Below are 22,018 nucleotides of genomic sequence, written 5' to 3' on the forward strand. Positions count from 1 at the left end.
CCCCGCTGGTCAGGTGAAGTCAAGGCCGATGTCGAACACGCGCGCCGAGTGCGTCAGCGCGCCGACGGCAAGGTAGTCGACTCCGGTCACGGCGACGTCTCGGGCCCGCTCCAGGGTAAGGCCACCGCTCGCCTCCAGTTCCGCCCGCCCCGCCACAAGCCGGACGGCTTCTGACATTTCGGCGTCGGTCATGTTGTCCAGCAGGATCGCGCGCGCGCCCGCGGCCAGTGCCTCCTCCACCTGTGCGAGGGTGTCGCACTCCACCTGGACGTGCAACGCGGGGTACACGTTTCGGACGTCCCGGAAAGCCCGGGTGACGGACCCGGCCGCGGCGACGTGGTTGTCCTTGATGAGCGCCGCGTCGTGCAGGCCCATCCGGTGGTTGACGCCGCCGCCGCAGCGCACGGCGTACTTCTGCAGCACGCGCAGGCCGGGCAGGGTCTTGCGGGTGTCGCGGACCCGCGCCTTCGTCCCGTCGATCGCGTCGGCCCAGCGCCGCGTCGCCGTCGCGATTCCGGACAGATGCGTCAGCAGGTTGAGGGCCGTCCGTTCCGCGCGCAGCACCGCCCGGGTCGGTCCGCTCACCGAGAGGATCACCTGGCCGGGGACGACCCGGTCGCCGTCGGCGGCCTTCGCCTCGTGCACGACGCCGAGCAGGTCGAACACGGCCGCGGCGACCGGGACGCCCGCGACGACGCCCTCCTCGCGGGCGGTGAAGTCCCCGGCCGCGGTGTCGTCCGGTGCGAAGATCGGCTCGCTGGTGACGTCGGTGTCGCCGTCCTCGGCGAGCGCCGCCCGCACAAGGTTGTCCACAGCCTGTGGATCGAGCCCGGCGGCCCGCAGCGCCGCGTCCGTCTCGGGTGTCATGCGCGTGTCCCCTTCGCGGGTTCGTAGGTGGTGACCAGTTCGGTCCGATCGTTCCCCGTGCCCGTCCGGACGAGCCGCGTGACCAGGTGGCCGCGCCAGTCCGCGTCGGACCGTTCCGGGAAGTCCTCGCGCCAGTGGCTGCCGCGCGTCTCCTCGCGGCGCCGGGCGGCGGCGACGATCGCGGACGCGACCGTGTGCAGGTTCGCGGCCTCCCACGCGGCGACGCCGGGGGCGGCGCCCGCGCCGGGCAGGGCGGCGAGCTCGCGGGCGGCGGCCGCCAGGCCGTCCGCGCGGCGCAGCACGCCCGCGTGCCCGGTCATGATCCGCTGGACGTCCGCCCGCCGCGCCGGGTCGGGCAGGCCGCCCGCGCCCGGCCCGGACGGGACGGCCGCGGCCTCGCCGGGCCCGGGGGCGTCCGCGAGGTCGCCGGGGAGGGCATCGGCGATCCGGGCCGCGAACACCAGCCCTTCCAGCAGCGAGTTGGACGCGAGCCGGTTCGCGCCGTGCACGCCCGTGCAGGCGACCTCGCCGCACGCGTACAGGCCGGGGACGGACGTGCGCCCGCGCAGGTCCGTGCGGACGCCGCCGCTCGCGTAGTGCGCGGCGGGGACGACCGGGATCGGCTCGGTCACGGGGTCGATGCCGTGGTGCCGGCACGCGGCGAGGATCGTCGGGAAGCGCGCCTCCCACATGGCGGCGCCGAAGTGCCGGCCGTCCAGGAGCATGCAGGCGGCGCCGGTCTGCCGCATCCGGTTCGTGATCCCCTTGGCGACGATGTCGCGCGGGGCGAGCTCGGCGAGTTCGTGGCGTCCGACCATGAAGCGCTCGCCCGCGAGGTCGGTCAGGTGGGCGCCTTCTCCCCGCACGGCCTCCGAGATGAGGGGCTGTTGCCCGCGCGCGCCCTCCCCGAGCCAGAGCACGGTGGGGTGGAACTGGACGAACTCGAGATCGGTGACCTCGGCCCCCGCACGCAGCGCGAGCGCCACGCCGTCCCCCGTGGAGACCTCCGGGTTGGTGGTGGCGGAGAACACCTGGCCGAGCCCGCCGGTGGCGAGCACGACGGCGCGCGCGCGGACGGCGCCCACGCCCGCGGGCTGGCCCTCCCCCATCACGTGCAGGGTGATGCCGGCGGCGCGTCCGTCCGGGTCCTTGAGCAGGTCGAGGACGAGCGCGTGCTCGATCACCTCGACGCCGGAGTCCTTGAGCGCGGCGAGCAGCGCCCGGCTGATCTCCGCGCCGGTCGCGTCGCCGCCCGCGTGCGCGATGCGGCGGCGCCGGTGCCCGCCCTCGCGGGTCAGCGCGATGGTCCCGCCGTCGGCGCGGTCGAACGCCGCGCCGAGGTCGATGAGGTCGCGGACGGCGTCCGGGCCCTCGGTGACCAGGGCGCGGACGGCGTCCTCGTCGCACAGCCCCACGCCCGCGACGAGCGTGTCGGCCAGGTGCTCGCCGGGGGTGTCGTCGGGGGCGAGCGCGGCGGCGATGCCGCCCTGCGCCCAGCGCGTGGAGCCGGCGTCCAGCAGCGCCTTCGTGACGAGCAGGACGCGTCCGTGCGGGCGGCAGCGGAGCGCGGCGACGAGACCGGCGATGCCGGAGCCGACGACGACGATGTCGGTGCGGGCGGTCCAGCCGGGTTCGGGGGCGGTCAGCGCGGAAGGGATCATGTGCCCTCCTCCGGGGGCTCGGTTCTCGTCATTGTGACACTAACCCCGGAGCGGGCTTTTCCCCGACCCCCGAACAGAACGGGCGGACCGCCCGGGATCCCCCGGACGATCCGCCCGCCCCGACCAACCGACCCCCGACCAACCGACCGAGGCCGCACCGACCACCGCGCGCCCGGTGCGGGAAGGCCGCCTGGCCCTAGCGGCCCGACGCCGAGGGCGACGCGGACACGACGTCGCCGCGCCGGTCGTCCGTCCCGGGGACGGGCTCGGCGGGGTCGGAGCCCAGCGAGATGATCCGGTTCGACCGGTCGACGTGCACCACCTGCGGGACGAACTCGCGCGCCTCGGCGTCGCTGAGCTGCGCGTAGCTGATGATGATCACCAGGTCGCCGGGCTGCACCAGCCGCGCCGCCGCCCCGTTGATCCCGATCACGCCGGAGCCGCGCTCGCCCGCGATCAGGTACGTCTCCAGCCGGGCCCCGTTGTCGATGTCGACGATGTGGACCTGCTCGCCGGGCAGCAGGTCGGCGGCGTCCATCAGGTCCTGGTCGATGGTCAGCGACCCCACGTAGTGCAGGTCCGCCTGGGTCACCGTGGCGCGGTGGATCTTCGACTTGAACATCGTCCGGAACATCAGTGCTCCTTGGTGAGCTGGAGGGGAACGTTGTCGATCAGGTGGGTGGCGCCGACGCGGCCCGCGACGGCGAGCACGGCCGGTCCGGCGTGGCCGGCGGCGACCTCGGTGAACGTCGCGGGGTCGACGAGCACGAGGTAATCCGGGTCCAGCGGCGGCACGGCGGACGCCGCCGCGGCCAGCTCCGCGCGGGCCGCCCCGAGCACCGCGTCCGGCCCGCCCCCCGCCGCGGCGGCGTCCGCCCCGGCCCGCAGCGCCCGCGACAGCGCGAGCGCCGTGCGGCGCTCGTCCGGCGACAGGTAGCGGTTGCGGCTCGACAGCGCCAGCCCGTCCGGCTCCCGGACGGTCGGCGCGCCGACGATCTCGACGGGCACGTTCAGGTCGGCGACCATCCGGCGGATCAGGGCGAGCTGCTGCGCGTCCTTCTCCCCGAACACCGCCACATCGGGACGTACCAGGTTCAACAACTTCAGAACGACGGTGAGCATTCCATCGAAGTGGCCGGGACGGGACGCGCCCTCGACCACCTCGCCCATCGGCCCCGACTTCAGCGTCACCTGCGGCTCCGCCGGATACATCACGTCGCGGGACGGGGCGAACACCACGTCCGCGCCCTCGCGCGCGCACGCCGCGACGTCGTCCTCGAACGTCCGAGGGTACCGGTCGAAGTCCTCGCCGGGGCCGAACTGGAGCGGGTTCACGAAGATGCTGACGGCCACGCCGTCCGCACGCGCGCGCGCCTCCCGCATCAAGGACAGGTGTCCCTCGTGCAGCGCGCCCATGGTCGGGACGAGCGCCAGCGTGCCCGGCACGGACTTCCGTGCGGCGGCCAGCTCCTCCCGCGTCCTCGCGATGACGGGCGTCACGACGCTCCCCTCGACTCGTTCTCGTCCTGCCGCGACCCGTCCGGCCGCGGTCCGTACCGGTACAAGACGGTCAGTCCGCCAGCGCCTCGAGGAGCCGCTCGGCGTCCTCCGGCTTGAGCATCCCGGCGCCGAGCGCCCGGTCGGCGGTCAGCCGGGCCAGCGCGACGTACGCGCGGCGGCTCTCCGGCGACACCCGGCCCAGCTCCGCGACGTGATCGGCGACCGTCCCCGCGTCGCCGCGCGCGACCGGGCCGGTCAGCCCGTCGATGCCGAGCCGCAGCGCGTTGTCGAGCGCCGCGCCCAGCAGCGGCCCGAGCATCGCGCCCGGCTCGTCCACCCCGGCGGCGCGCAGCAGGTCCATCGCCTCGACGACCAGCGTGACCAGGTGGTTCGCGCCGCCCGCGAGCGCCGCGTGGTACAGCGGCCGCCGCTCCTCGGGGATCCACACCGGCTCGCCGCCCATCTCCACGACGAGCGCCTCGGCGACCGGCCGCAGCGGCTCCGGCGCGGTGACGCCGAACGAGATCCCGGCGAGCCGCGCGACGTCGTCCGGGCGTCCGGTGAACGTCATCACCGGGTGCAGCGCCAGCGGCAGCGCGCCCGCGCGGGTCAGCGGGTCCAGGACGGCCGTGCCGAACCGGCCGCTGGTGTGCACGACCAGCTTGCCCGCGACCGGGACGCCCGCCGTCGCGAACCCCGCGGCCAGCTCGGGGAGCTGGTCGTCGGGCACGGTCAGCAGCACCAGGTCGGCGGCGGTCACCGCGCCCTGCGGGTCGGTGACGGCCGCGCCGGGCAGCCGGTCGGCCGCCCGCTCCCGCGACCGCGCCGACACGGCCGTCGCGGCGACGACGCGGTGCCCGGCCAGTTCGAGCGCCGAGCCCAGCGCCGAACCGACGCGGCCCGCGCCCACGACGCCGACCGACAGCCGGGCGGGACGGTCCTCCGGGGCGCCGGGCTGCTCGTTTCCGGGCGCGGCGGAAGGCGTGCCGTGCTCATCCATCGTTCGTTCCAGTCCTCGTGACGTAGGTACCGGACGTTGCGCGGCCCAGAGTACCCACGAACGCGGTCCGCGTCCGCCGCCGGGGCCGCCCGTCCGGGACCGATCCGGAAGACGGCGGCGCGCCGCCCCGCCGACCGGGCGGTCGGGGAAGCGGCGCGCCGTCCGAGCGGGCCACGCTACTCGCTGGACCCGGCGACTCGCTGGACCCGGCGACTCGCTGGACCCGGCGACTCGGGGGACCTGCTACTCCGTGGACAGCGACTCCACGATGGACGCCTTCGCGGCGCGGCGCGCGGGCATGACGGCGGCGAGGACCCCCGCCACCGCGGCCAGCGCGATGAACCCGGCGATCTGCCCGTAGGGCAGCGCGAACACCGAGCTCTCGCCCATCGCCTCCGTCGCCGCCCAGCCGAACGCGATGCCGAGCACGACCCCGGTGAGCGCGCCGATCACCGCCATGACCAGCGCCTCGATCGACAGCATCCGGCGGAGCTGCCGCTTGGTGATGCCGAGGGCACGCAGCAGCGCCGACTCCCGGGTGCGCTCCACCACCGACAGCGTCAGCGTGTTCGCGATGCCGAACAGCGCGATGACGATCGCCAGGCCGAGCAGCCCGCCGAAGACCATCAGCATGCTGTTCACGGCGTCGCTCAGGGTGTCCTTGAACTCCGCGACCGACATCACCCGGACGGTCGGGTACGGCTGCGCGGCGGCGTCGATCGCCTTGCGCGCGGCGTTCGGGTCCGTGCCGTCCGCCGTCTTCACCATGATCGCCTTCGGGTCGCGCTCCGTGAAGTAGCGGTCGAAGTCCGCCTCGGGGACCAGGTACGCGCCGAACGCGGGCGTCTTGTGGAACCCGACGACCTCCACCTCGACGGTGCCCCGCTCCGTGGCGATCCGCGCGGTGTCGCCCACCGACAGCCCCGCGTCCTCGGCGGTGAACTCCTCCACCAGCGCCGTCCCCGGCCGCAGCGCCGACAGCGACCCCTCCGTGACGTTCGGCTTCAGCGTCGTCCCGAGCGCCGACGCGGTCGCCGTCGACACGACCAGGTCCGCGCCCTCGACCGTCGCCATCGTGTCCCGCAGCTCGATGACCTGCGCGAACTCCGGACGCTGCCGCAGTGCGCCGGCGAGCGCGTGCGGCACCCGGTCGTCCTCGCCGCCGAACTGGGTGTTCACCTGGAACTCGACGGGGAACTGCTCCTCGATCTGCGCGACCGACGTCGCCTTACCGCTCGCCGCGACCACCGCGAACAGGCTCATCAGCCCGACCCCGACGGTCAGCGCGATCGTCGTCGTCGCCGTCCGGCGCGGCGCGCGCCGCGCGTTCTCGACCGCCAGCCGCCCCGGCACGCCCCCGGCCCGGGCCGGGAGCGCGCCCGCGAACCGGCCCAGCGGCCGCACCAGCGCGGGCATCGCCGCGATCACCCCGGCGAAGAACACCGCCCCGCCGAAGGCGACCGCGAACATCGCCGTCTCGCCCTTCTCCATCACCAGCGACGCGTAACCGCCGACCGCCAGGCCCGCCCCCGCGAACAGGACGGCGAGCAGCGTCCGCACGACGCCCAGGCGGAACCGCCCGCTGCCCGGCTCCAGCTCCGCGCGCAGCGCCGTCACCGGCGAGACGCGCGTCGCGGCGCGGGCCGGCAGCAGCGCGGACGCCACCGTCACGACGACGCCGACCGCGAGGCCGACCACGACCGTCCGGACGGCCAGCGTCGGCGCCGCCACCGGGATCGATTCGTCGAACCGGTGCACCAGCGCGAGCAGCCCCCAGCCGAGCCCCAGCCCGGCGGCCAGGCCCAGCAGCGACCCGACGAAGCCCACGACCACCGACTCGGTCAGCACGCCGCCGAACACCTGCCGCCGCGTCGCGCCGACGCAGCGCAGCAGCGCCATCTCCCGCATCCGCTGCGCGATCAGGATCGAGAACGTGTTGTAGATGACGAGCGCCGAGACCAGCATCGCGACCATGCCGAACAGCAGCAACCCCGTCCGGATGATCTCGGTGTCGGCGCCCGCCTCCTCGGCCAGCCGCGCCCCCAGCTCCTCGCCGGTGAGCACCTCGTACCCGCCGCCGACGGCCGCCGCGACCGCGGCCTCGTCCGCGCCGAGGACGTCCAGCTCCTCGTACGCCTTCTCGCCCGTCATCCGCAGCGCCGTCGCGGTGTCGAACCCGACCGCGCCCCGGTAGCTCGCCTCCTGGTCGATGCCGAAGTCGACCAGGCCCACGACGGTGAACCGGTGCGGCCGGTTCCGCCCGTCCAGCACCGTCGCCGCCTCGCCGACCTCGAAGCCCTCCCGCTCGGCCAGGCCCGTGTGGACGACCACCTCGCCGCCGCCGCGCGGGGCGCGCCCCTCGTCGACCGTGTACCGCAGCAGGTTCCCGGACGGCACCGACAGCGCCACCGTCGGCATGTCGCCGACCGCCTTGCCGTCCTTGCCGACCAGCGCCGCGCCGCCCCGCACCAGCCCGTCGGCGTCCGTCACCCCCGGGACCGCCCGCACCTTCTCGAGCACGTCCCGCGGGATGCCGTCCGCGCCCTCGGCGCCCGCGCCGTCGCCCGGCAGGACCGCGACGTCGATCTTCCCGGCCGACTTCGCGAACGTCTGCCCGAACGCCTTGTCGACCGTGTCCGTCAGGACGAACGTCCCGGCGATGAACCCGACCCCGAGGGTGATCGCGACGGCCGTCAGCAGCAGCCGCAGCTTGTGGGCCCGCAGGCCCGCCAGCGTCGTCTTCAGCATCAGGCCCCCAGGTTCTTCAGCCGGTCCAGCACCGTCTCGGGCGTCGGGCCGTGGATCTCGCTCACGATCTCGCCGTCCCGCAGGAACACCACCCGGTCCGCGTACGAGGCCGCCACCGGGTCGTGCGTCACCATGACGATCGTCTGGCCCATCTCCCGGACGGACGAGCGCAGGAACTCCAGCACCTCCGCGCCCGCACGGGAGTCGAGGTTGCCCGTCGGCTCGTCCGCGAAGATGACCTCGGGACGGGCGACGAGGGCGCGCGCGCACGCCACCCGCTGCTGCTGGCCGCCCGACAGCTCGTTCGGGCGGTGCCCCAGCCGGTCCCGCAGGCCGACGACGTCCACGACCTGGTCGAACCACTGCCGGTCCGGCTTGCGGCCCGCGAGGTCCATCGGCAGCAGGATGTTCTGCTCGGCGGTGAGCGTCGGCAGCAGGTTGAACGCCTGGAAGACGAACCCGACGCGCTCCCGCCGCAGCATCGTCAGCTGCCGGTCGCTCATCCCGGTGATCTCCGCGTCCCCGAGGGTGATCCGCCCACCGCTCACCGTGTCGAGCCCCGCCAGGCAGTGCATCAGCGTCGACTTCCCGGACCCGGACGGGCCCATGATCGCGGTGAACGCGCCGCGCGCGAACCCGACGCTGACGCCGCGCAGCGCGTGGACGGCCGCGTCACCGGAGCCGTACACCTTCGACACCTCCGCGGCGACGACGGCCGGCGGTGCGGCGGCGGCGGGAGATCCTCCGGCGGGGCCGGTGAACGTGCTGGTCACGGTGACTCCTTCATGGACGGCTACGACCGTCCACCACGCTAGGAATCCGCGCCGCCCCTGCCATCGCCCGCACGGCCACGGTCCGCATCGGCATCGAGGCTGCCTCCGGGCGCCGCGTACGACTTGAGTCGTACGTCCGGGTCAGTCGTCCCGCCGACCCGCGGGCCCCGCCGGGGCAAGACGAACGCCGGCGGCCCCTCGCGGAGCCGCCGGCGTTCGGCGTTCGGTGGGTCGACGATCAGTCGAACTCGACCTCCGCGCCGCCCTCGCAGCCGGCGCCGGCGACGCCGATGACCGCGACCGCGTTGCCGCAGACGTTGACCGGGACCGAGATCGGGGCGATGACCTGGTTGCCCCCGAGGATGCTGAAGTTCCCGCTGGTCTTGTTGCCCGAGAACGGGCCGTCGTGCCCGTTGCCGTGGCCCCCCGCGAAGGCGGCGGGGGCGGTGGCGAGGGCCGAGGCGGTGATGGCGAAGCCGAGAACACCGGTGGCGGCGAGCTTCTTGAGCACGTGAGTCCTCCCGTACATGGGCTTTATGGGCCCGAGGTGACATTGCCCGACGCAGTCCGCGAAGACGACGTCGCGTACGGTAGTTACCCAGCTACTTTCAGGTAAGCCAACCGAAAGGGGCACGACGAAGGCAAAAAGTCACCTTAGGGTGATCAATCCGTTACAGCGCGTCGCCACTTTGGCCGCTTTTCACCAGACCTGTCTCATAGGCGAAGACCACCGCCTGGACGCGATCCCGCAGGTCGAGCTTTGTCAGAATGCGCCCCATATGCGTCTTCACCGTCGCCTCCGACACGTAGAGCCGCCCCGCGATCTCCGCGTTCGACATCCCGCGCGCGACGAGCCGCAGCACCTCCCCCTCCCGCTCGGTCAGGCTCTCCAGCGCCCCGCCCGCCGCCGCCCGCTCGGCGTCCGGCAGATGCACCGCGAACCGGTCCAGCAGCCGCTTCGTCGTGCTCGGCGCCACCACCGCGTCCCCCGAGTGCACCGCCTTGATCGCCTCGATCAGGTGCGCCGGCCCCGCGTCCTTCAGCAGGAACCCGCCCGCCCCCGCCTTGATCGCCGCGAACGCGTACTCGTCCAGGTCGAACGTGGTCAGGATGACGACCTTCGGCCGCTCCCCCGCCGCCACGATCCGGCGGGTCGCCTCGATCCCGTCCATCCGCGGCATCCGGACGTCCATCAGCACCACGTCCGCCCGCGTCGCCCGCAGCAGCTCCAGCGCCCGGAGGCCGTCACCGGCCTCCCCCACCACCTCGATGTCCGGCTGCGCGTCGAGCACCATCGCGAACCCCGTCCGCACCAGCTCCTGGTCGTCCACCAGCACGACCCGGATCGGCTCGTCCTCACCCATTCCGGATACTCCTCTCGGCCGCTTCGTCCTCGCCGGTGGGGATCCGGGCCAGCACCCCGAAACCGCCGCCCGCCCGGGGCTCCGCCCGGACCGTGCCGCCGTACACCGCCGCGCGCTCCCGCATCCCGACCAGGCCGTGCCCCCGGCCGTCGCCGCCGGACGCCGCCGCGCCGCGGCCGTCGTCCTCCACCCGGACCTCCACCGCGTCCCCGCCGAACCGCAACCGCACCGACGCCGACGCCCGCGGCCCACCGTGCTTGAGGGTATTGGTCAGCGCCTCCTGGACGATCCGGAAGACCGTCAGCTGCCGCCCCTGCGACAGCTCCGGCGGCGCCCCCTCCACCTCGAACGTCACCGGCAGCCCCGACGCGCGCACCTGCCCCACCAGGTCGTCGAGCTCCGCCACCCCCGGCTGCGGCGCGTACGCCCCCGCGTCGTCGTCCTCCCGCAGCACCCCCAGCAGCCGCCGCATCTCGCCCAGCGCGTACCGCCCGGTCGTGGAGATCGCCTCCAGCGCCTGCCGGGCCCGCCCCACGTCGTGCTCGATCGCGTAGGACGCGCCGTCCGCCTGCACCACGATCACGCTGACGTTGTGCGCCACGACGTCGTGCAGCTCCCGCGCGATGCTGGCCCGCTCCGCGGCCATCGCCATCCGCACCTCCGCGTCCCGCTCCCGCTCCAGCCGCTCCGCCCGCTCCTCCAGCGACCGCAGGTACGCCCGCCGCGTCCGCATGTGCAGCCCGAGCAGCCACACCCCCGCCGTCACCACCGTCAGCATCACGAACGAGTACCGGGCGTCGGCGCCGCCGCTCGGATACCGGTACGTCGCCATCACCGCGCCGACCTCCACGACCAGCGCCGCCGCCACCCCCCACCGCAGCGAGAACCCCGCCGTCACCGTGTACAGCCCCATCAGCACCGCGATGTCGGCGGGCAGCGGAGTGATGCCCACCGCGCACTGCAAGCCCGCCACCAGCGCGACCACGGCGAACACCGCCCGCGGGTGGGTCCGCCGCAGCACCAGCGGCACCAGCAGCGCGAACGTCACCGCGGCGTACTGGACGGGGGGCACGCCGTACGACCCGCTCAGCAGCCCCGGCAGCGCCAGGAACGCCACGGGCGCCGCCAGGAACGCGTCGACCAGCGGCGTCTTGCCCCGGAGCCAGTCCCACATCCTCCCGACCATGCGGACAGGCTACGTATCGCCTGGTACGCCCCGGATCAGCCGCAAGTCGGACGGCGCTCCGCCGCGAGGATGGTCCGCCCGGGGCCGCCGCCCACGGTAACGTCGCACACGTGTTGGTCACCGAGTGGCTGCCCTGGCGCACCGCGATGGAGCGGGCCCTGTACGGGGAGCGGGGCTTCTACCGGCGCGAGCGCCCCGCCGACCACTTCCGCACCTCCGTGCACGCCTCCCCCCGCTTCGCCGCCGCCGTCGCCCGGCTGCTCACCGACGTCGACGCGTCCCTCGGCCGCCCGTCCCGCCTCGACCTCGTCGACATCGGCGCGGGCTCCGGCGCCCTCCTCACGAACGTCCGCGACCACGCCGCCCCCGACCTCCGCGACCGCCTGCACCTCACCGCCGTCGAGATCGCCCCGCGGCCCCCGGACCTCCCCGGCGTGACGTGGCGCCCCGACCTCCCCGCGTCCTTCACCGGCCTCGCGATCGCCAACGAGTGGCTCGACAACGTCCCCCTCGACGTCGTCGAGCGCACCCCGGACGGCGTCCGCACGATGCTCGTCGACCCCGCCAGCGGCGCCGAACGCCCCGGGCCCGAGCCGTCCGCCGAGGACCGCGCATGGCTCGACCGCTGGTGGCCGCTGGCCGAACCGGGCGACCGCGCCGAGGTCGGCCGCCCCCGCTGCGCCGCCTGGGGCACCGTCGTCCGCCGCCTGTCCCGCGGCCTCGCGATCGCGGTCGACTACGCCCACACCCGCACCTCCCGGCCCCCGTACGGCACCCTCGCCGGGTACCGCGACGGGTCCACCGTCCCCGCCGTCCCCGACGGCTCCTGCGACGTCACCGCGCACGTCGCCCTCGACGCCTGCGCCGTCGAGGGCGAGCGCGCGGGCGCCACCGCGACCGTCCTCACCACCCAGCGCACCGCCCTGCGCGCCCTCGGCCTCACCGGCGCCCGCCCCCCGCTCGACCTCGCCCACCGCGACCCGCGCGCCTACGTCGCCGCCCTCTGCCACGCCGGCGAGGACGCCGAACTGACCGACCCGTCCGGCCTCGGCGGCTTCACCTGGCTGGCCCAGTCGAAGCACATCCCCGTCCCCACCCTCCTCACCACCCCACCCCGCTGACCCGCACGCTCCGCGCGAAACGGCAGCGACCGCGACCGCCAGCCCCGCACCACAAGCCCACACACACTGCCCAGCAGACGGCCGGGGGCGTCAGTTGTGGTGGAGAGGCGGCCGAGACGAGCGACCCGGCCAGTACCGACAGCCGAGGCCGAGTCGCGCACCACAAGAGCACACGCGATACGCAGCGAACAGCCGGGGCCGCCAGCCGCAGTCGAGGGTGTTGCGGCGAGCGGCCCGGCCGGCGCCGACGGCCGAGGGGTCAGTTCCGCACCACAAAGCACACACGATGCACAGCGGACAACCCCGAGCCGTCAGCCGTGGTCGAGCTGCTGAGGCGAGCCGCCCGGCCCATACCAACGGCCAGGGCCGCCAGTCGCGGTCGAGGGTGTTGCGGTGGGCGGCCCGGCCGGGGGCGTCAGTTGTGGTGGAGGGTGTTGAGGCGGGCGGCTTGGCGGGTCAGGTGGTCGCGTTCGGCCAGGTTGGGCGCCTTGCGGGCCGCCTCGGCGTACAGGCGGGCGGCCGTCGCCGGGTCGCCGTCGCGCTCGTGGAGGTACGCCGCCACGGCGGTGTGGCGGGGCAGAGAGTCGTCCAGCGCGGCGAGCGCCGCCAGCCCGGCGCGGGGACCGTCGGCCTCGCCGACCGCCACCGCGCGGTTGAGCCGGACGACCGGGCTGCCGGTCAGCCGCACCAGTTCGTCGTACCACTCGACGATCTGCACCCAGTCGGTCTCCTCCGCGGTGAGCGCGTCGGCGTGGAGCGCCGCGATCGCGGCCTGGGCCTGGAACTCGCCGAGCCGGTCGCGGGCCAGGGCGGCCTGCAAGATGTCGATGCCCTCGGCGATGGCGGCCGTGTCCCAGCGGCGGCGGTCCTGCTCGGCGAGCGGCACCAGCCCGCCGTCGGGCGCGGTCCGGGCGGCGCGGCGGGCGTGGTGGAGCAGCATCAGCGCGAGCAGCCCCGCCACCTCCGGATGGTCGATGGCGGCGGCGAGCTGCCGGGTCAGCCGGATGGCCTCGGCGGCCAGGTCGACGTCGCCGGAGTACCCCTCGTTGAAGACCAGGTAGAGGACGCGCAGCACGGTGGCGACGTCGCCGGGCCGGTCGAACCGGACGCCGGAGACGGTCCGCTTCGCCCGGCTGATGCGCTGCGCCATGGTCGCCTCGGGCACCAGGTACGCCCGGGCGATCTGGCGGGTGGTCAGCCCGCCGACGGCGCGCAGCGTGAGCGCGACCGCCGACGCGGGCGTCAGCGACGGGTGGGCGCACAGGAAGTAGAGCCGCAGCGTGTCGTCCACCTCGGACGCGGACCCCGGCGCCGGCTCCTCCTCGAGGAGGTCCTCGCGGCGGCGGCGGGCGGCGTCCGCCCGCGCCGCGTCGAGGAACCGGCGCCAGGCCACGGTGACCAGCCAGCCCTTCGGGTCGCGCGGCGGGTCGTCCGGCCAGACGCGCAGCGCCTCGACCAGCGCGTCCTGCACGGCGTCCTCGGCCGCCGCGAAGTCGGCTCCGCGGCGGACGAGGATCCCGAGGACGTTCGGCGTGAGGCCGCGGAGGAGGACCTCGTCGACCGGAGCGTTCATTCCGTGATCGTGGGCGCCTCGCCCAGGAACGGGCGCACCTCGAGCCACTCGTGGATCGGCTTCCCGCCCGCCCCGGGCGCCGCCGACAGCTCCCCGGCCAGCTCGACGGCGCGCTCGTACCCGTCGACGTCGATCACCATCCAGCCGGCGATGAGGTCCTTCGTCTCGGCGAACGGGCCGTCGGTGACCGGCGGGCGCCCCTCGCCGTCGTAGCGGACCCACGTCCCCTCGGGCGCGAGCGCCTGGCTGTCGACGTACTCGCCGGTCTCCTCGAGCCGGGCCGCGAAGTCGTTCATGTACTGCACGTGCGCCGAGATCTCCTCCGGCGTCCACCGGTCCATCGGCGCGTCGTTCACCGCGGCCGGGGCGCCTCGGTAGTGCTTCAGCAGCAGGTACTTGGCCATCGCTTCTCCTCGATGCTCGTACGACCCATCTTGGTCGCGCTCACCCCTGGGACGAAGCCGTCCCCTCGTTCTCGACATCACCACCGAAAGTTTTTTGTTCGCCGGGTGGGGCGGGTCAGCATTGGACGTGGAGGGCCTCCAGGCCGCGTAGGACGAAGCCGGGCTTCCACTTCGGGTCGGCGGTCGGGCGGAGTGCGGGGGCGGCTCTCAGGAGGGCGCCGAAGGACTCGGCGAGCTCGATGCGGCCGAGCGGTGCGCCGAGGCAGTAGTGGATGCCGAGGCCGAAGGTGATGTGCGGGTTCGGGTCGCGGCCCAGGTCAAGGCGGTCCGGGTCGGCGAAGACGGCGGGGTCGCGGTTGGCGGACGCGAACAGCAGCGCGACCTCGGCGCCGCGCGGGATGTCGACCCCGGCGACGGTGATGTCTTCGAGGACCCAGCGTTCGAACATCGGGGCCGGGGTGTCGTAGCGCAGGAGTTCCTCGACGGCGGTGGGCACGAGGGACGGGTCGGCGCGGAGCCGGTCGAGTTCGCCGGGGTTGCGGAACAGCGACCACCAGCCGTTGCCGGTGGCGTTCACCGTGGCCTCGTGCCCGGCGTTGAGGAGCAGGACGCAGGTGCCGATCAGTTCGTCCTCGGTGAGCCGGTCGCCGTCGTCGACGACCTGGGCGAGCGCGCTGATCAGGTCGTCGCAGGGTTCGTCCCGGCGGGAGCGGGCCAGGCCCCGCAGGTAGTCGGAGAACTCGACGGCGGCGCGGACGGCCGTCCGCTGGGTCTCCTCGGACGGGTTGAGCTCGTACATGCCGCAGATGTCGGCCGACCAGGGGCGCAGGAGCGGACGGTCCTCCGGCGGGACGCCCAGCATCTCGGCGATCACGTTCACCGGGAGCGGCTCGGCGACCTCGGCGAGCAGGTCGCCGCCGCCCTTGGCCGCGAGGGTGCCCGCCAGCTCCTCGGCGAGTCTCCGGATGGTGGGCCGCAGCCCCTCCACCATGCGTGCGGTGAACGCCTTGGAGACCAGCCGCCGCAGGCGGGTGTGGGTCGGTGGCTCGACGTCGAGCATTCCGGCGCGGACGAGGTCCCAGAAGGGTTTGAGGAACTCCGCCTCCGCCGGCCGGCCGAACTCCTCGTGCGTGGCCGTGTGCAGGTACGAGCGGCCGAGCCTGCGGTCGCGCAGGAGCGCGTCGACGTCCTCGTACCGGCTGATCACCCATTGGTCGGTCGGCTCGTGGAAGAACACCGGACGTTCGTCCCGGAGCCGCTCGAACACCGGATAAGGGTCGGCCACGAACTCGGGCGACCACGGGTCATAGGACATCATCCTCGAACGATATTTCGCGTTGGTGCGCGTCTGTCCAGGCTGTTTCATGGGACGCCTCCGTCTCGGGCGGTCGGGACCGGTCCGCCCATCCCCCACGCTGGGCGGACCGGCCACTTCATGCTCGGTCAGGGCCGGGAGGGGGTGAAGGAAAACCGCGGCCTGTGGATAACTTCGTCAGCCGTGCCGGCGGGCGAGCACCTCGCCGATGACGCGGGCGCCCTCGGGGAAGGCGCCGGGGTTCGGGCCCGCGTAGCCGAGCCGCAGGTAGGGGCCGGTCGGTTCGGCGGGGAACCACTCGTCGCCGGCCGCGACGACGACGCCCGCGGCCTCGCAGTCCCGGACGAGCCCGGGCAGGTCGGTGGCGTCCGGCAGCCGCACCCACAGGTTCAGCCCGCCCTGCGGCACGTCGAGGCGGGCGGACGGGACGTGCTCGCGGATCGCGCCGGCCAGCAGGTCGCGGCGGGCGGTGAGCTGGCGGCGGACGCCCCGCAGGTGCGTGCGCCACGCCGGCTGGGTGACGACGTCGAGCGCGACGGCCTGCAGCACGCCGCTGACGTACATCGACTCGGCCTGCGCGTCGGCGAGGATGCGCTCGCGGGCGGGGCCGCGCGCGACGACCCCGGCGACGCGCACCGCGGGCGAGACGCTCTTGGTCAGCGACCGCAGGTACACGACGTGCCCGGCGTCGTCGCGGGCCGCGACCGGGGACGCGTCCGCGGCGATGCCGAAGTCGTGCGCCCAGTCGTCCTCGATGAGGAACGCGCCGTGCCGCCGGACGAGGTCGAGGACGCGGTCGGCGACGTCCGGGGACCAGCGGGCGCCGGTCGGGTTGGCGAAGGTCGGCTGGGCGTAGAACGCGCGGGCCCCGGTGTGTTCGAAGGCGCGCGCCAGTTCGTCCGGGTCGGGTCCGTCGATCCCGCTGGGGACGGGCACGATCCGGACGCCGACCTGCGCGGCGGCGAGGATCGCGCCCCAGTACGTCGGGGACTCCGCGAGGAGCGGGCGGCCCGCGCCGACCAGGGCGCGGAAGGCGCCGCCGAGCCCGCTCTGGCTGCCGGGGACGACGATGACGTCGCTCGGCGCGGGGGGCGCGGCCCACGCGGGGGCGGCGGCGCCCAGCTCGGCCGCGAACCACGCCTGGAGGTCGGGCAGCCCGGCGGACGGGGGACGGCCGACGGCCGCGTCGCCGCGCGCCGCACGGGCGAACGCCGTCCTGACCAGGCGTTCGGGGAGCAGTTCGCGGTCCGGGTAGCCGGAGTGCAGCGCGATCACGTCGTTGGGGGCCTGCCGCAGTGCCGTGGACGTCCGGGGGATCGGGTTCTGGGGCGACCCGAGCGCGGCGGTCTGCCAGCCGTAGTCGTTGGGGCGCGGCAGGCGGACGGCCCGGACGAACGTGCCCACGCCCGGACGGCTTTCGACCAAGCCTTGGGACGCGAGGGTCCGCAGCGCCTTCTGCACTGTGACGGGACTCGCCCCGTACTGCGCGACCAAGGACCGCGTGGACGGCAGCCGCGCGCCGGGCGCGGCGGCGGCGATCCAGTCCCGGAGCCCGGCCACGATACGCGCGCTGCTATCGTCTTTCATGAAGGCTGATAGTAGCGCTACTCTTCCGAAGCCCGTTCCGCTATCGCAGGCGGGACTCTGGTGGGGGCTGCTCGGGGTCGCGGCGTTCTCGCTCACCGTCCCGTTCACCCGGATCGCCGTGCAGGGCGGCGGGATGTCCCCGCTGTTCGCCGGTGCCGGACGCGCGGTCGTCGCCGCGGCCCTCGCCGCGGCCGCCCTCGCGGTCACGAGGCAGCGCCCGCCGCGCGGCGTCCAGTGGGTCCGCGTCGCGGTCGTGGCGGGCGGGGTCGTCGCCGGTTTCCCGCTGCTGACCTCGTTCGCGCTCACCACCGCTCCGGCGAGCCACGGGGCCGTCGTGATCGCGCTGCTGCCCGCGGCGACGGCGGTGACGGCCGTGCTGCGCGCGCACGAGCGCCGGCCGGCCTCGTTCTGGCTCGCGGCGTCCGTCGGCGCGGTCGCCGCCGTCGGGTTCGCGTCGCTGCAGGGCGGCGGGCTCGGCAGGCCGCACGGGTCCGACCTGCTGCTGTTCGGGGCCGTCCTCGCGGCCGCGATCGGCTACGCGGAGGGCGGTCTCCTCGCCCGCGAACTCGGCGCGTGGCAGACCGTGTCGTGGGCGCTGGTGGTATCCGCGCCGCCGATGCTCTTGGCCGCCGCGGCGTCGCTCGTCCGGCACCCGCCGACCGGCGGCCCGGCCGAGTGGTCCGCGTTCGCCTACCTCGGGGTCGTGAGCATGTTCCTCGGCTTCTTCGCCTGGTACCGCGGGCTCGCGATCGGGCCGATGGCGCGGGTGGGGCAGGTCCAGCTCGTCCAGCCGGTGATGACCATCGGCTGGGCCGCGCTGCTCCTGGGCGAGCCGCTCACCTGGCCGACCGTCCTCGGCGGCGTCGCCGTCGTCGCCTGCGCCGCGAGCGCCGTCCACACCCGGCGGGGACGGCCGGCCGGCGCCGGAAAAACCAGGTGAGGACCGCTTTCCGCTCTGCGACGATCACGAGACAGGTGATCATCTTCCCGAGGAGCTTCCGTGCCCCGTGCCGTCACCCTGATCCGTTCCGCGTCCCTCTCGGACGTCGCCGAGTACGCCTACGCGGCCACCGCCCCCGCCGACGCCCGCCTGATCTTCCTCGCGGGGTCGTGCCCCCTCGCCGACGACGGCTCCACCGTCGCCGTCGGCGACTACGCGGGGCAGGCGGCGCGCTGCGTCGAGAACCTGCGGACCGCGCTCGCGGACGCCGGCGCCTCGCTCCAGGACGTCATCAGCACGCGGGTCCTCGTCGCGTCCGCCCGCCAGGAGGACCTGGTGGCGTCCTGGCAGGTCGTCCGGGACGCGTTCGGCGACCACGACGTGCCCAGCACCCTGATGGGCGTGACCGTGCTCGGCTACCACGACCAGCTCGTGGAGATCGAGGCCGTCGCGGCGGTCCTCGACTGACGGACCCGCCGCCCGGACGGGCGTCAGCGCGCGGCCCAGTGGGACGGGTCGCCCGCCGCGGCCTTGCGCGCCGCGCGCGCCCTCCGGGCCGTCGAATCGACGATCGCGCGCGCCTCGCCCAGGTCCCGGTCGGCCGCGGCGACCTGGACGGACCCCGGCGGCGCGTCCACATGGACGGTCGCCAACCCCAGAAGCCTCTGGAGCGGGTTCACGGTCAGACGGACGCTCTGCGCGCGCGCGTGCGCGATCACGTCCGTCCGTCGGCAGGGCCAGCCGTGGCGGGTCACGAACACGACGTCGTCGGTGCCCGCGCCGTCCGGACGGTCGATCGCCACCGACTTGCCGGACGCCGGGAGGAGCGGGACGGCGTCCACGTGCGTCCCCGGGAACACCTGCGACACCAGGTGCAGCGCGACGTGGCGCGGGGCGACCGGCAGGAGCGTCGAGGACAGGGCCTGCCGCTCGCCCGCGTACCCCGCCACCGTGATCTCGACCCGCACCCAGCCGAGGCTCCGCCAGATCGCCGGTTCGACGATGCCGACGGCCTGCACGCGGCCGGGAGGAAGCGTCTGCATGCGCGTCTCGAGGAGCCCGTACCGGAGTCGAATCCCGTCCGGCGACAGGGCGACCCGGAAGTTCGCGTACATCACCATGGGGGCGACCACCGCGCGGAGGAGGCCGAGCAGGATCGGCACGGTGACGGCCAGGATGCCGCCTTCCGTGTAGACCACCATGAACACCAGCGTGCCGAGGAAAAGCAGGATCGTCCCTATGACCGGCCAGCGCAGCAGCAGGGACGAGAACAGCGCGCCGAAGGGGACGCGCCACACGTGCCGTTCGGGTGCCTCCGGGGTGTGGCCCGGCAGCCCGGCGGCGAGGGCGAGCAGTTCCGCGCGCAACTGCTGCGCGGAGTTCCGCCCCACGTACCGCAGGACGATCTCGCTCTGCTCGCCGCCCGCCAGCTCCACCCGCACCTCCGCGAGCGCGAACACGCGGGTGACGAGCGGCCGGACGATGTCGACGGCCTGGATGCGCGACAGCGGGATGCGGCGCTTGCGCTTGCGCAGCAGCCCGGTCTCCACGACGAGGTCGTCCCCGTCGACCCGGAAGCGCAGCGCCAGCCACGTCCACAGGCCCGTGCCGACCGCGATCACGGTGACCGGCACCGACACGATCAGGAACCGCGCGATCACCTCGGGGGTGAGGGCGAGGACGATGCCCCCGTCCGTCTGGGTCAGCAGCAGCGGAAAGCCCAGCAGGACGAAGTAGACGATCAGGAACACGAACGCGCGGAGCGGCGCCGTGGCCCAGTGCAGCCTGTGGGTGCCCTCGGAGAACCGCACCGGCGGCCGCATCGGATACCCGTGCGGCGGCCCCGGGTACGGGTGCCCCTGGTACGGGCCAGGCGGACCGTAAGGAGGACGCGGCGGCCCGTAGGGGCCGGGCGGCCCCTGAGGCGGGCCGGGCGGACCGTACGGGCCCGGCCGTCCCTGCGGGCCGGGCCCACCGGGCGGCGGTCCGTGGGGGCCGGGCTGCGGACCGTACGGGCCGGGCGGGGGGCCGTAGGGGCCGTTCACAGGCCCATGCTCCTCTCCTCGCCCTTCTGCGCGAGCCGGTCGCGCAGCAGCGCGGCCTCCGCGGCGGGCAGGCCCGGGACGGTCGCGTCCGTGGCGGCCGCCGCGGTGTGCATCCGGACGGTCGCGATGCCCATCCAGCGCTCCAGCAGCCCCGCCGTGACGTCCACGAACTGCATCCGTCCGTACGGGACGACGATGAGGCGCTTGACGAACACGCCGTGCGTCAGGATGAGGTCGTCGGCGCGCTCGGCGTACCCGAAGGACCGTCGGTCGAGTTCCGCCACGATCCCGATGACAACGACCGCCAGGACCACCGCGGCGCCCCACATCGCCGACGCGGCGACGCCTCCGTCGCGTCCGAGCATGAAGACGCCCAGAGCCCCCACGGGGACGGCCCAGAGCACGGCCGTCAACGCCCGCTGCCAGGTGTGGCGCTTGGAGATCGGCCACCACTTCTGCCCGCCGCCGGGGGCGAACGCCTCGTCCGGACGGTACCGGGGCTGTGCGGCGACCGGCCCCGCGGCGTTCGGACCGTCTCCCGGCACGGGCCGTCCCGGCGCGCCTTGCACGGGCCCCTGCGGCACGGGCCCCTGCGGCATCGGGCCGGGCGGCGGCGGGTGCGCGGCGGGGTCGTACGGCTGTCCGCCGTGGTTCGGGTTCATCGGACCCTAGTCAACCGGAAACGGGCATCGGCCGCCATGGGAGCATGGCCCGGTGACCCGAGCGGCGGAGACGCGACCATGACCACCGAACGGATCGTCGGTATCGGCGCGGGCTCGAACTCCTTGGGCAAGGAGCTCGCGACCGAGGACATGACCCTGAACATCGGGCCGCAGCACCCGTCCACGCACGGCGTGCTCAGGCTCCGGCTGACCCTGGACGGGGAGCGCATCTCCGCCGCCGAACCCATCGTCGGGTACATGCACCGGGGCGCGGAGAAACTGTTCGAGGTCCGCGACTTCCGCCAGATCCTCGTGCTGGCCAACCGGCACGACTGGCTGTCGGCGTTCTCCAGCGAGCTCGGGGTCGTCATGGCCGTGGAGCGGATGCTGGGCATGGAGGTGCCCGTCCGGGCCGTCTGGGCCAGGACGCTGCTCGCCGAGCTGAACCGGATCCTCAACCACCTCATGTTCCTGGGGTCGTACCCCCTGGAAGTGGGTGCGATGACCCCGATCTTTTACGCGTTCCGTGAGCGTGAGGAACTGCAGCGGGTCATGGAGGAGATCTCCGGCGGCCGCATGCACTACATGTTCAACCGCGTGGGCGGCCTGAAGGACGACCTGCCCGCCGGCTGGACGGGACGTGCGCGCCACGCCGTCTCGGTCGTCCGGGGCCGGATGAGCGACATCGCCGACCTCATCCTGGACAACGAGATCTTCCGCGCGCGCACACGCGGCGTGGGTGTGCTCACCGAGGAGCAGATCCTGCAGTACGGGGTCTCGGGCCCGATCGCCCGCGCGTCCGGAGTGGGCTTCGACCTCCGCAGGGACGAACCGTACCTCGCCTACGACGAACTGGACGTCCGCGTGGTGACCCGGTCGGAGGGCGACGCGCTCGCCCGCTTCGAGTGCCTCCTCGACCAGGTGTACGCGTCCCTCGACCTCGCCGACGCCTGCCTCGACCGCCTCGCCGCGCTGCCGAAGGGCCCGATCAACCAGCGCCTGCCGAAGGTCCTGAAGGTCCCGGAGGGCCACACGTACGCGTGGACGGAGAACCCGCTCGGCATCAACGGCTACTACCTGGTGTCGCGCGGCGAGAAGACGCCGTGGCGGCTGAAGCTGCGCTCCGCGTCCTTCAACAACGTCCAGGTGCTCGCGGAACTGCTTCCCGGCAACCTCGTCGCCGACATGATCGCGATCCTGGGCTCCATGTTCTTCGTGGTGGGCGACATCGACAAATGACCCGCACGGACTCCGGGCGCAGAGCGCCCTACG

General features: G+C 74.3%; 20 protein-coding genes. 4 read left to right on the forward strand and 16 right to left on the reverse strand.

Annotated elements, in window-relative coordinates; all coding sequences use genetic code 11:
* Window positions 1-9: 9 nt before the first annotated feature.
* The 10 genes from nadC to H505_RS0120880 form a co-directional block, all read right to left on the reverse strand.
* The gene (gene nadC, locus H505_RS0120835; RefSeq protein WP_026403529.1) at window positions 10-867 is read right to left on the reverse strand and encodes a carboxylating nicotinate-nucleotide diphosphorylase; all 858 of its coding nucleotides are present in this window, start codon (window positions 865-867) and stop codon (window positions 10-12) included.
* Window positions 864-2,528: an L-aspartate oxidase gene (locus H505_RS0120840; protein WP_026403530.1), complete on the reverse strand. Its 1,665-nt coding sequence runs from the start codon at window positions 2,526-2,528 to the stop codon at window positions 864-866. Before H505_RS0120840 ends, nadC begins: the two co-directional genes overlap by 4 nt.
* A gap of 196 nt (window positions 2,529-2,724) precedes the next feature.
* Complete coding sequence (panD, locus tag H505_RS0120845) at window positions 2,725-3,162, reverse strand: aspartate 1-decarboxylase (RefSeq protein ID WP_026403531.1); 438 nt, start codon at window positions 3,160-3,162, stop codon at window positions 2,725-2,727.
* Window positions 3,162-4,028: a pantoate--beta-alanine ligase gene (gene panC, locus H505_RS0120850; RefSeq protein ID WP_026403532.1), complete on the reverse strand. Its 867-nt coding sequence runs from the start codon at window positions 4,026-4,028 to the stop codon at window positions 3,162-3,164. Before panC ends, panD begins: the two co-directional genes overlap by 1 nt.
* 70 nt (window positions 4,029-4,098) lie before the next feature.
* Entirely contained in the window at window positions 4,099-5,028 is a 930-nt protein-coding gene (locus tag H505_RS0120855; RefSeq protein ID WP_026403533.1) for a Rossmann-like and DUF2520 domain-containing protein, read from the reverse strand.
* Between the two features lie 243 nt (window positions 5,029-5,271).
* Entirely contained in the window at window positions 5,272-7,776 is a 2,505-nt protein-coding gene (locus H505_RS0120860) for an ABC transporter permease (protein ID WP_026403534.1), read from the reverse strand.
* A complete protein-coding gene (locus H505_RS43350) occupies window positions 7,776-8,549 on the reverse strand; it encodes an ABC transporter ATP-binding protein (protein ID WP_034519008.1) in 774 nt (257 codons plus the stop codon). Before H505_RS43350 ends, H505_RS0120860 begins: the two co-directional genes overlap by 1 nt.
* A gap of 238 nt (window positions 8,550-8,787) precedes the next feature.
* Window positions 8,788-9,078 (reverse strand): chaplin family protein, encoded by a 291-nt coding sequence (locus H505_RS0120870; RefSeq protein ID WP_084550599.1) that lies wholly within the window; start codon window positions 9,076-9,078, stop codon window positions 8,788-8,790.
* 142 nt (window positions 9,079-9,220) lie between these two features.
* Window positions 9,221-9,913, reverse strand: coding sequence for a response regulator (locus tag H505_RS0120875; RefSeq protein WP_026403536.1), 693 nt, complete (start codon window positions 9,911-9,913; stop codon window positions 9,221-9,223).
* Window positions 9,906-11,099, reverse strand: coding sequence for a sensor histidine kinase (locus H505_RS0120880; RefSeq protein WP_026403537.1), 1,194 nt, complete (start codon window positions 11,097-11,099; stop codon window positions 9,906-9,908). Before H505_RS0120880 ends, H505_RS0120875 begins: the two co-directional genes overlap by 8 nt.
* Window positions 11,100-11,209: 110 nt before the next feature.
* On the opposite strand from H505_RS0120880, the gene H505_RS0120885 reads away from it, so the two are divergent.
* Window positions 11,210-12,220, forward strand: coding sequence for an SAM-dependent methyltransferase (locus H505_RS0120885; RefSeq protein WP_341849568.1), 1,011 nt, complete (start codon window positions 11,210-11,212; stop codon window positions 12,218-12,220).
* A gap of 415 nt (window positions 12,221-12,635) precedes the next feature.
* Here the strand turns inward: H505_RS0120885 and H505_RS0120890 are convergent, their stop codons facing one another.
* The 4 genes from H505_RS0120890 to H505_RS0120905 all read right to left on the reverse strand — a co-directional run bounded on the left by H505_RS0120890 (window position 12,636) and on the right by H505_RS0120905 (window position 17,099).
* Window positions 12,636-13,793 carry an RNA polymerase sigma factor gene (locus H505_RS0120890; protein WP_026403539.1) on the reverse strand — a complete coding sequence of 386 codons (1,158 nt, stop codon included), beginning with the start codon at window positions 13,791-13,793 and terminating at the stop codon, window positions 12,636-12,638.
* Complete coding sequence (locus H505_RS0120895; protein WP_026403540.1) at window positions 13,790-14,197, reverse strand: YciI family protein; 408 nt, start codon at window positions 14,195-14,197, stop codon at window positions 13,790-13,792. Before H505_RS0120895 ends, H505_RS0120890 begins: the two co-directional genes overlap by 4 nt.
* Before the next feature lie 115 nt (window positions 14,198-14,312).
* Complete coding sequence (locus H505_RS0120900; protein ID WP_245592589.1) at window positions 14,313-15,515, reverse strand: cytochrome P450; 1,203 nt, start codon at window positions 15,513-15,515, stop codon at window positions 14,313-14,315.
* Window positions 15,516-15,689: 174 nt separating this feature from the next.
* The gene (locus H505_RS0120905) at window positions 15,690-17,099 is read right to left on the reverse strand and encodes an aminotransferase-like domain-containing protein (protein ID WP_026403542.1); all 1,410 of its coding nucleotides are present in this window, start codon (window positions 17,097-17,099) and stop codon (window positions 15,690-15,692) included.
* Here H505_RS0120905 and H505_RS0120915 point away from each other — a divergent pair.
* Entirely contained in the window at window positions 17,098-18,039 is a 942-nt protein-coding gene (locus H505_RS0120915) for a DMT family transporter (protein ID WP_051300960.1), read from the forward strand. The two genes, H505_RS0120905 and H505_RS0120915, sit on opposite strands and share 2 nt — an antisense overlap.
* A gap of 60 nt (window positions 18,040-18,099) precedes the next feature.
* The gene (locus tag H505_RS0120920; protein WP_026403545.1) at window positions 18,100-18,507 is read left to right on the forward strand and encodes a RidA family protein; all 408 of its coding nucleotides are present in this window, start codon (window positions 18,100-18,102) and stop codon (window positions 18,505-18,507) included.
* Between the two features lie 23 nt (window positions 18,508-18,530).
* Here the strand turns inward: H505_RS0120920 and H505_RS43355 are convergent, their stop codons facing one another.
* Both H505_RS43355 and H505_RS43360 read right to left on the reverse strand, forming a co-directional pair.
* Window positions 18,531-19,862: a PH domain-containing protein gene (locus H505_RS43355; protein WP_157433075.1), complete on the reverse strand. Its 1,332-nt coding sequence runs from the start codon at window positions 19,860-19,862 to the stop codon at window positions 18,531-18,533.
* A 218-nt stretch (window positions 19,863-20,080) separates the two neighbouring features.
* The gene (locus H505_RS43360) at window positions 20,081-20,746 is read right to left on the reverse strand and encodes a PH domain-containing protein (RefSeq protein WP_245592590.1); all 666 of its coding nucleotides are present in this window, start codon (window positions 20,744-20,746) and stop codon (window positions 20,081-20,083) included.
* Between the two features lie 78 nt (window positions 20,747-20,824).
* Between H505_RS43360 and H505_RS0120935 the strand changes: the two genes are divergently transcribed.
* A complete protein-coding gene (locus H505_RS0120935; RefSeq protein WP_026403546.1) occupies window positions 20,825-21,985 on the forward strand; it encodes an NADH-quinone oxidoreductase subunit D in 1,161 nt (386 codons plus the stop codon).
* The last annotated feature ends 33 nt before the right edge of the window (window positions 21,986-22,018 follow it).

The sequence above is a fragment of the Actinomadura rifamycini DSM 43936 genome (genome assembly GCF_000425065.1).
GTDB classification, from domain to species: domain Bacteria; phylum Actinomycetota; class Actinomycetes; order Streptosporangiales; family Streptosporangiaceae; genus Spirillospora; species Spirillospora rifamycini.

What these genes read in the sequence shown, in the direction of transcription:
- nadC (WP_026403529.1), bottom strand. Translation starts at nt 867, where the DNA reads ATGACACCCGAGACGGACGCGGCGCTGCGGGCCGCCGGGCTCGATCCA.
- H505_RS0120840 (WP_026403530.1), bottom strand. Translation starts at nt 2,528, where the DNA reads ATGATCCCTTCCGCGCTGACCGCCCCCGAACCCGGCTGGACCGCCCGC.
- panD (WP_026403531.1), bottom strand. Translation starts at nt 3,162, where the DNA reads ATGTTCCGGACGATGTTCAAGTCGAAGATCCACCGCGCCACGGTGACC.
- H505_RS0120855 (WP_026403533.1), bottom strand. Translation starts at nt 5,028, where the DNA reads ATGGATGAGCACGGCACGCCTTCCGCCGCGCCCGGAAACGAGCAGCCC.
- H505_RS0120860 (WP_026403534.1), bottom strand. Translation starts at nt 7,776, where the DNA reads ATGCTGAAGACGACGCTGGCGGGCCTGCGGGCCCACAAGCTGCGGCTG.
- H505_RS0120870 (WP_084550599.1), bottom strand. Translation starts at nt 9,078, where the DNA reads ATGTACGGGAGGACTCACGTGCTCAAGAAGCTCGCCGCCACCGGTGTT.
- H505_RS0120875 (WP_026403536.1), bottom strand. Translation starts at nt 9,913, where the DNA reads ATGGGTGAGGACGAGCCGATCCGGGTCGTGCTGGTGGACGACCAGGAG.
- H505_RS0120880 (WP_026403537.1), bottom strand. Translation starts at nt 11,099, where the DNA reads ATGGTCGGGAGGATGTGGGACTGGCTCCGGGGCAAGACGCCGCTGGTC.
- H505_RS0120890 (WP_026403539.1), bottom strand. Translation starts at nt 13,793, where the DNA reads ATGAACGCTCCGGTCGACGAGGTCCTCCTCCGCGGCCTCACGCCGAAC.
- H505_RS0120895 (WP_026403540.1), bottom strand. Translation starts at nt 14,197, where the DNA reads ATGGCCAAGTACCTGCTGCTGAAGCACTACCGAGGCGCCCCGGCCGCG.
- H505_RS0120900 (WP_245592589.1), bottom strand. Translation starts at nt 15,515, where the DNA reads ATGATGTCCTATGACCCGTGGTCGCCCGAGTTCGTGGCCGACCCTTAT.
- H505_RS0120915 (WP_051300960.1), top strand. Translation starts at nt 17,098, where the DNA reads ATGAAGGCTGATAGTAGCGCTACTCTTCCGAAGCCCGTTCCGCTATCG.
- H505_RS0120905 (WP_026403542.1), bottom strand. Translation starts at nt 17,099, where the DNA reads ATGAAAGACGATAGCAGCGCGCGTATCGTGGCCGGGCTCCGGGACTGG.
- H505_RS43355 (WP_157433075.1), bottom strand. Translation starts at nt 19,862, where the DNA reads ATGCGGCCGCCGGTGCGGTTCTCCGAGGGCACCCACAGGCTGCACTGG.
- H505_RS43360 (WP_245592590.1), bottom strand. Translation starts at nt 20,746, where the DNA reads ATGAACCCGAACCACGGCGGACAGCCGTACGACCCCGCCGCGCACCCG.
- H505_RS0120935 (WP_026403546.1), top strand. Translation starts at nt 20,825, where the DNA reads ATGACCACCGAACGGATCGTCGGTATCGGCGCGGGCTCGAACTCCTTG.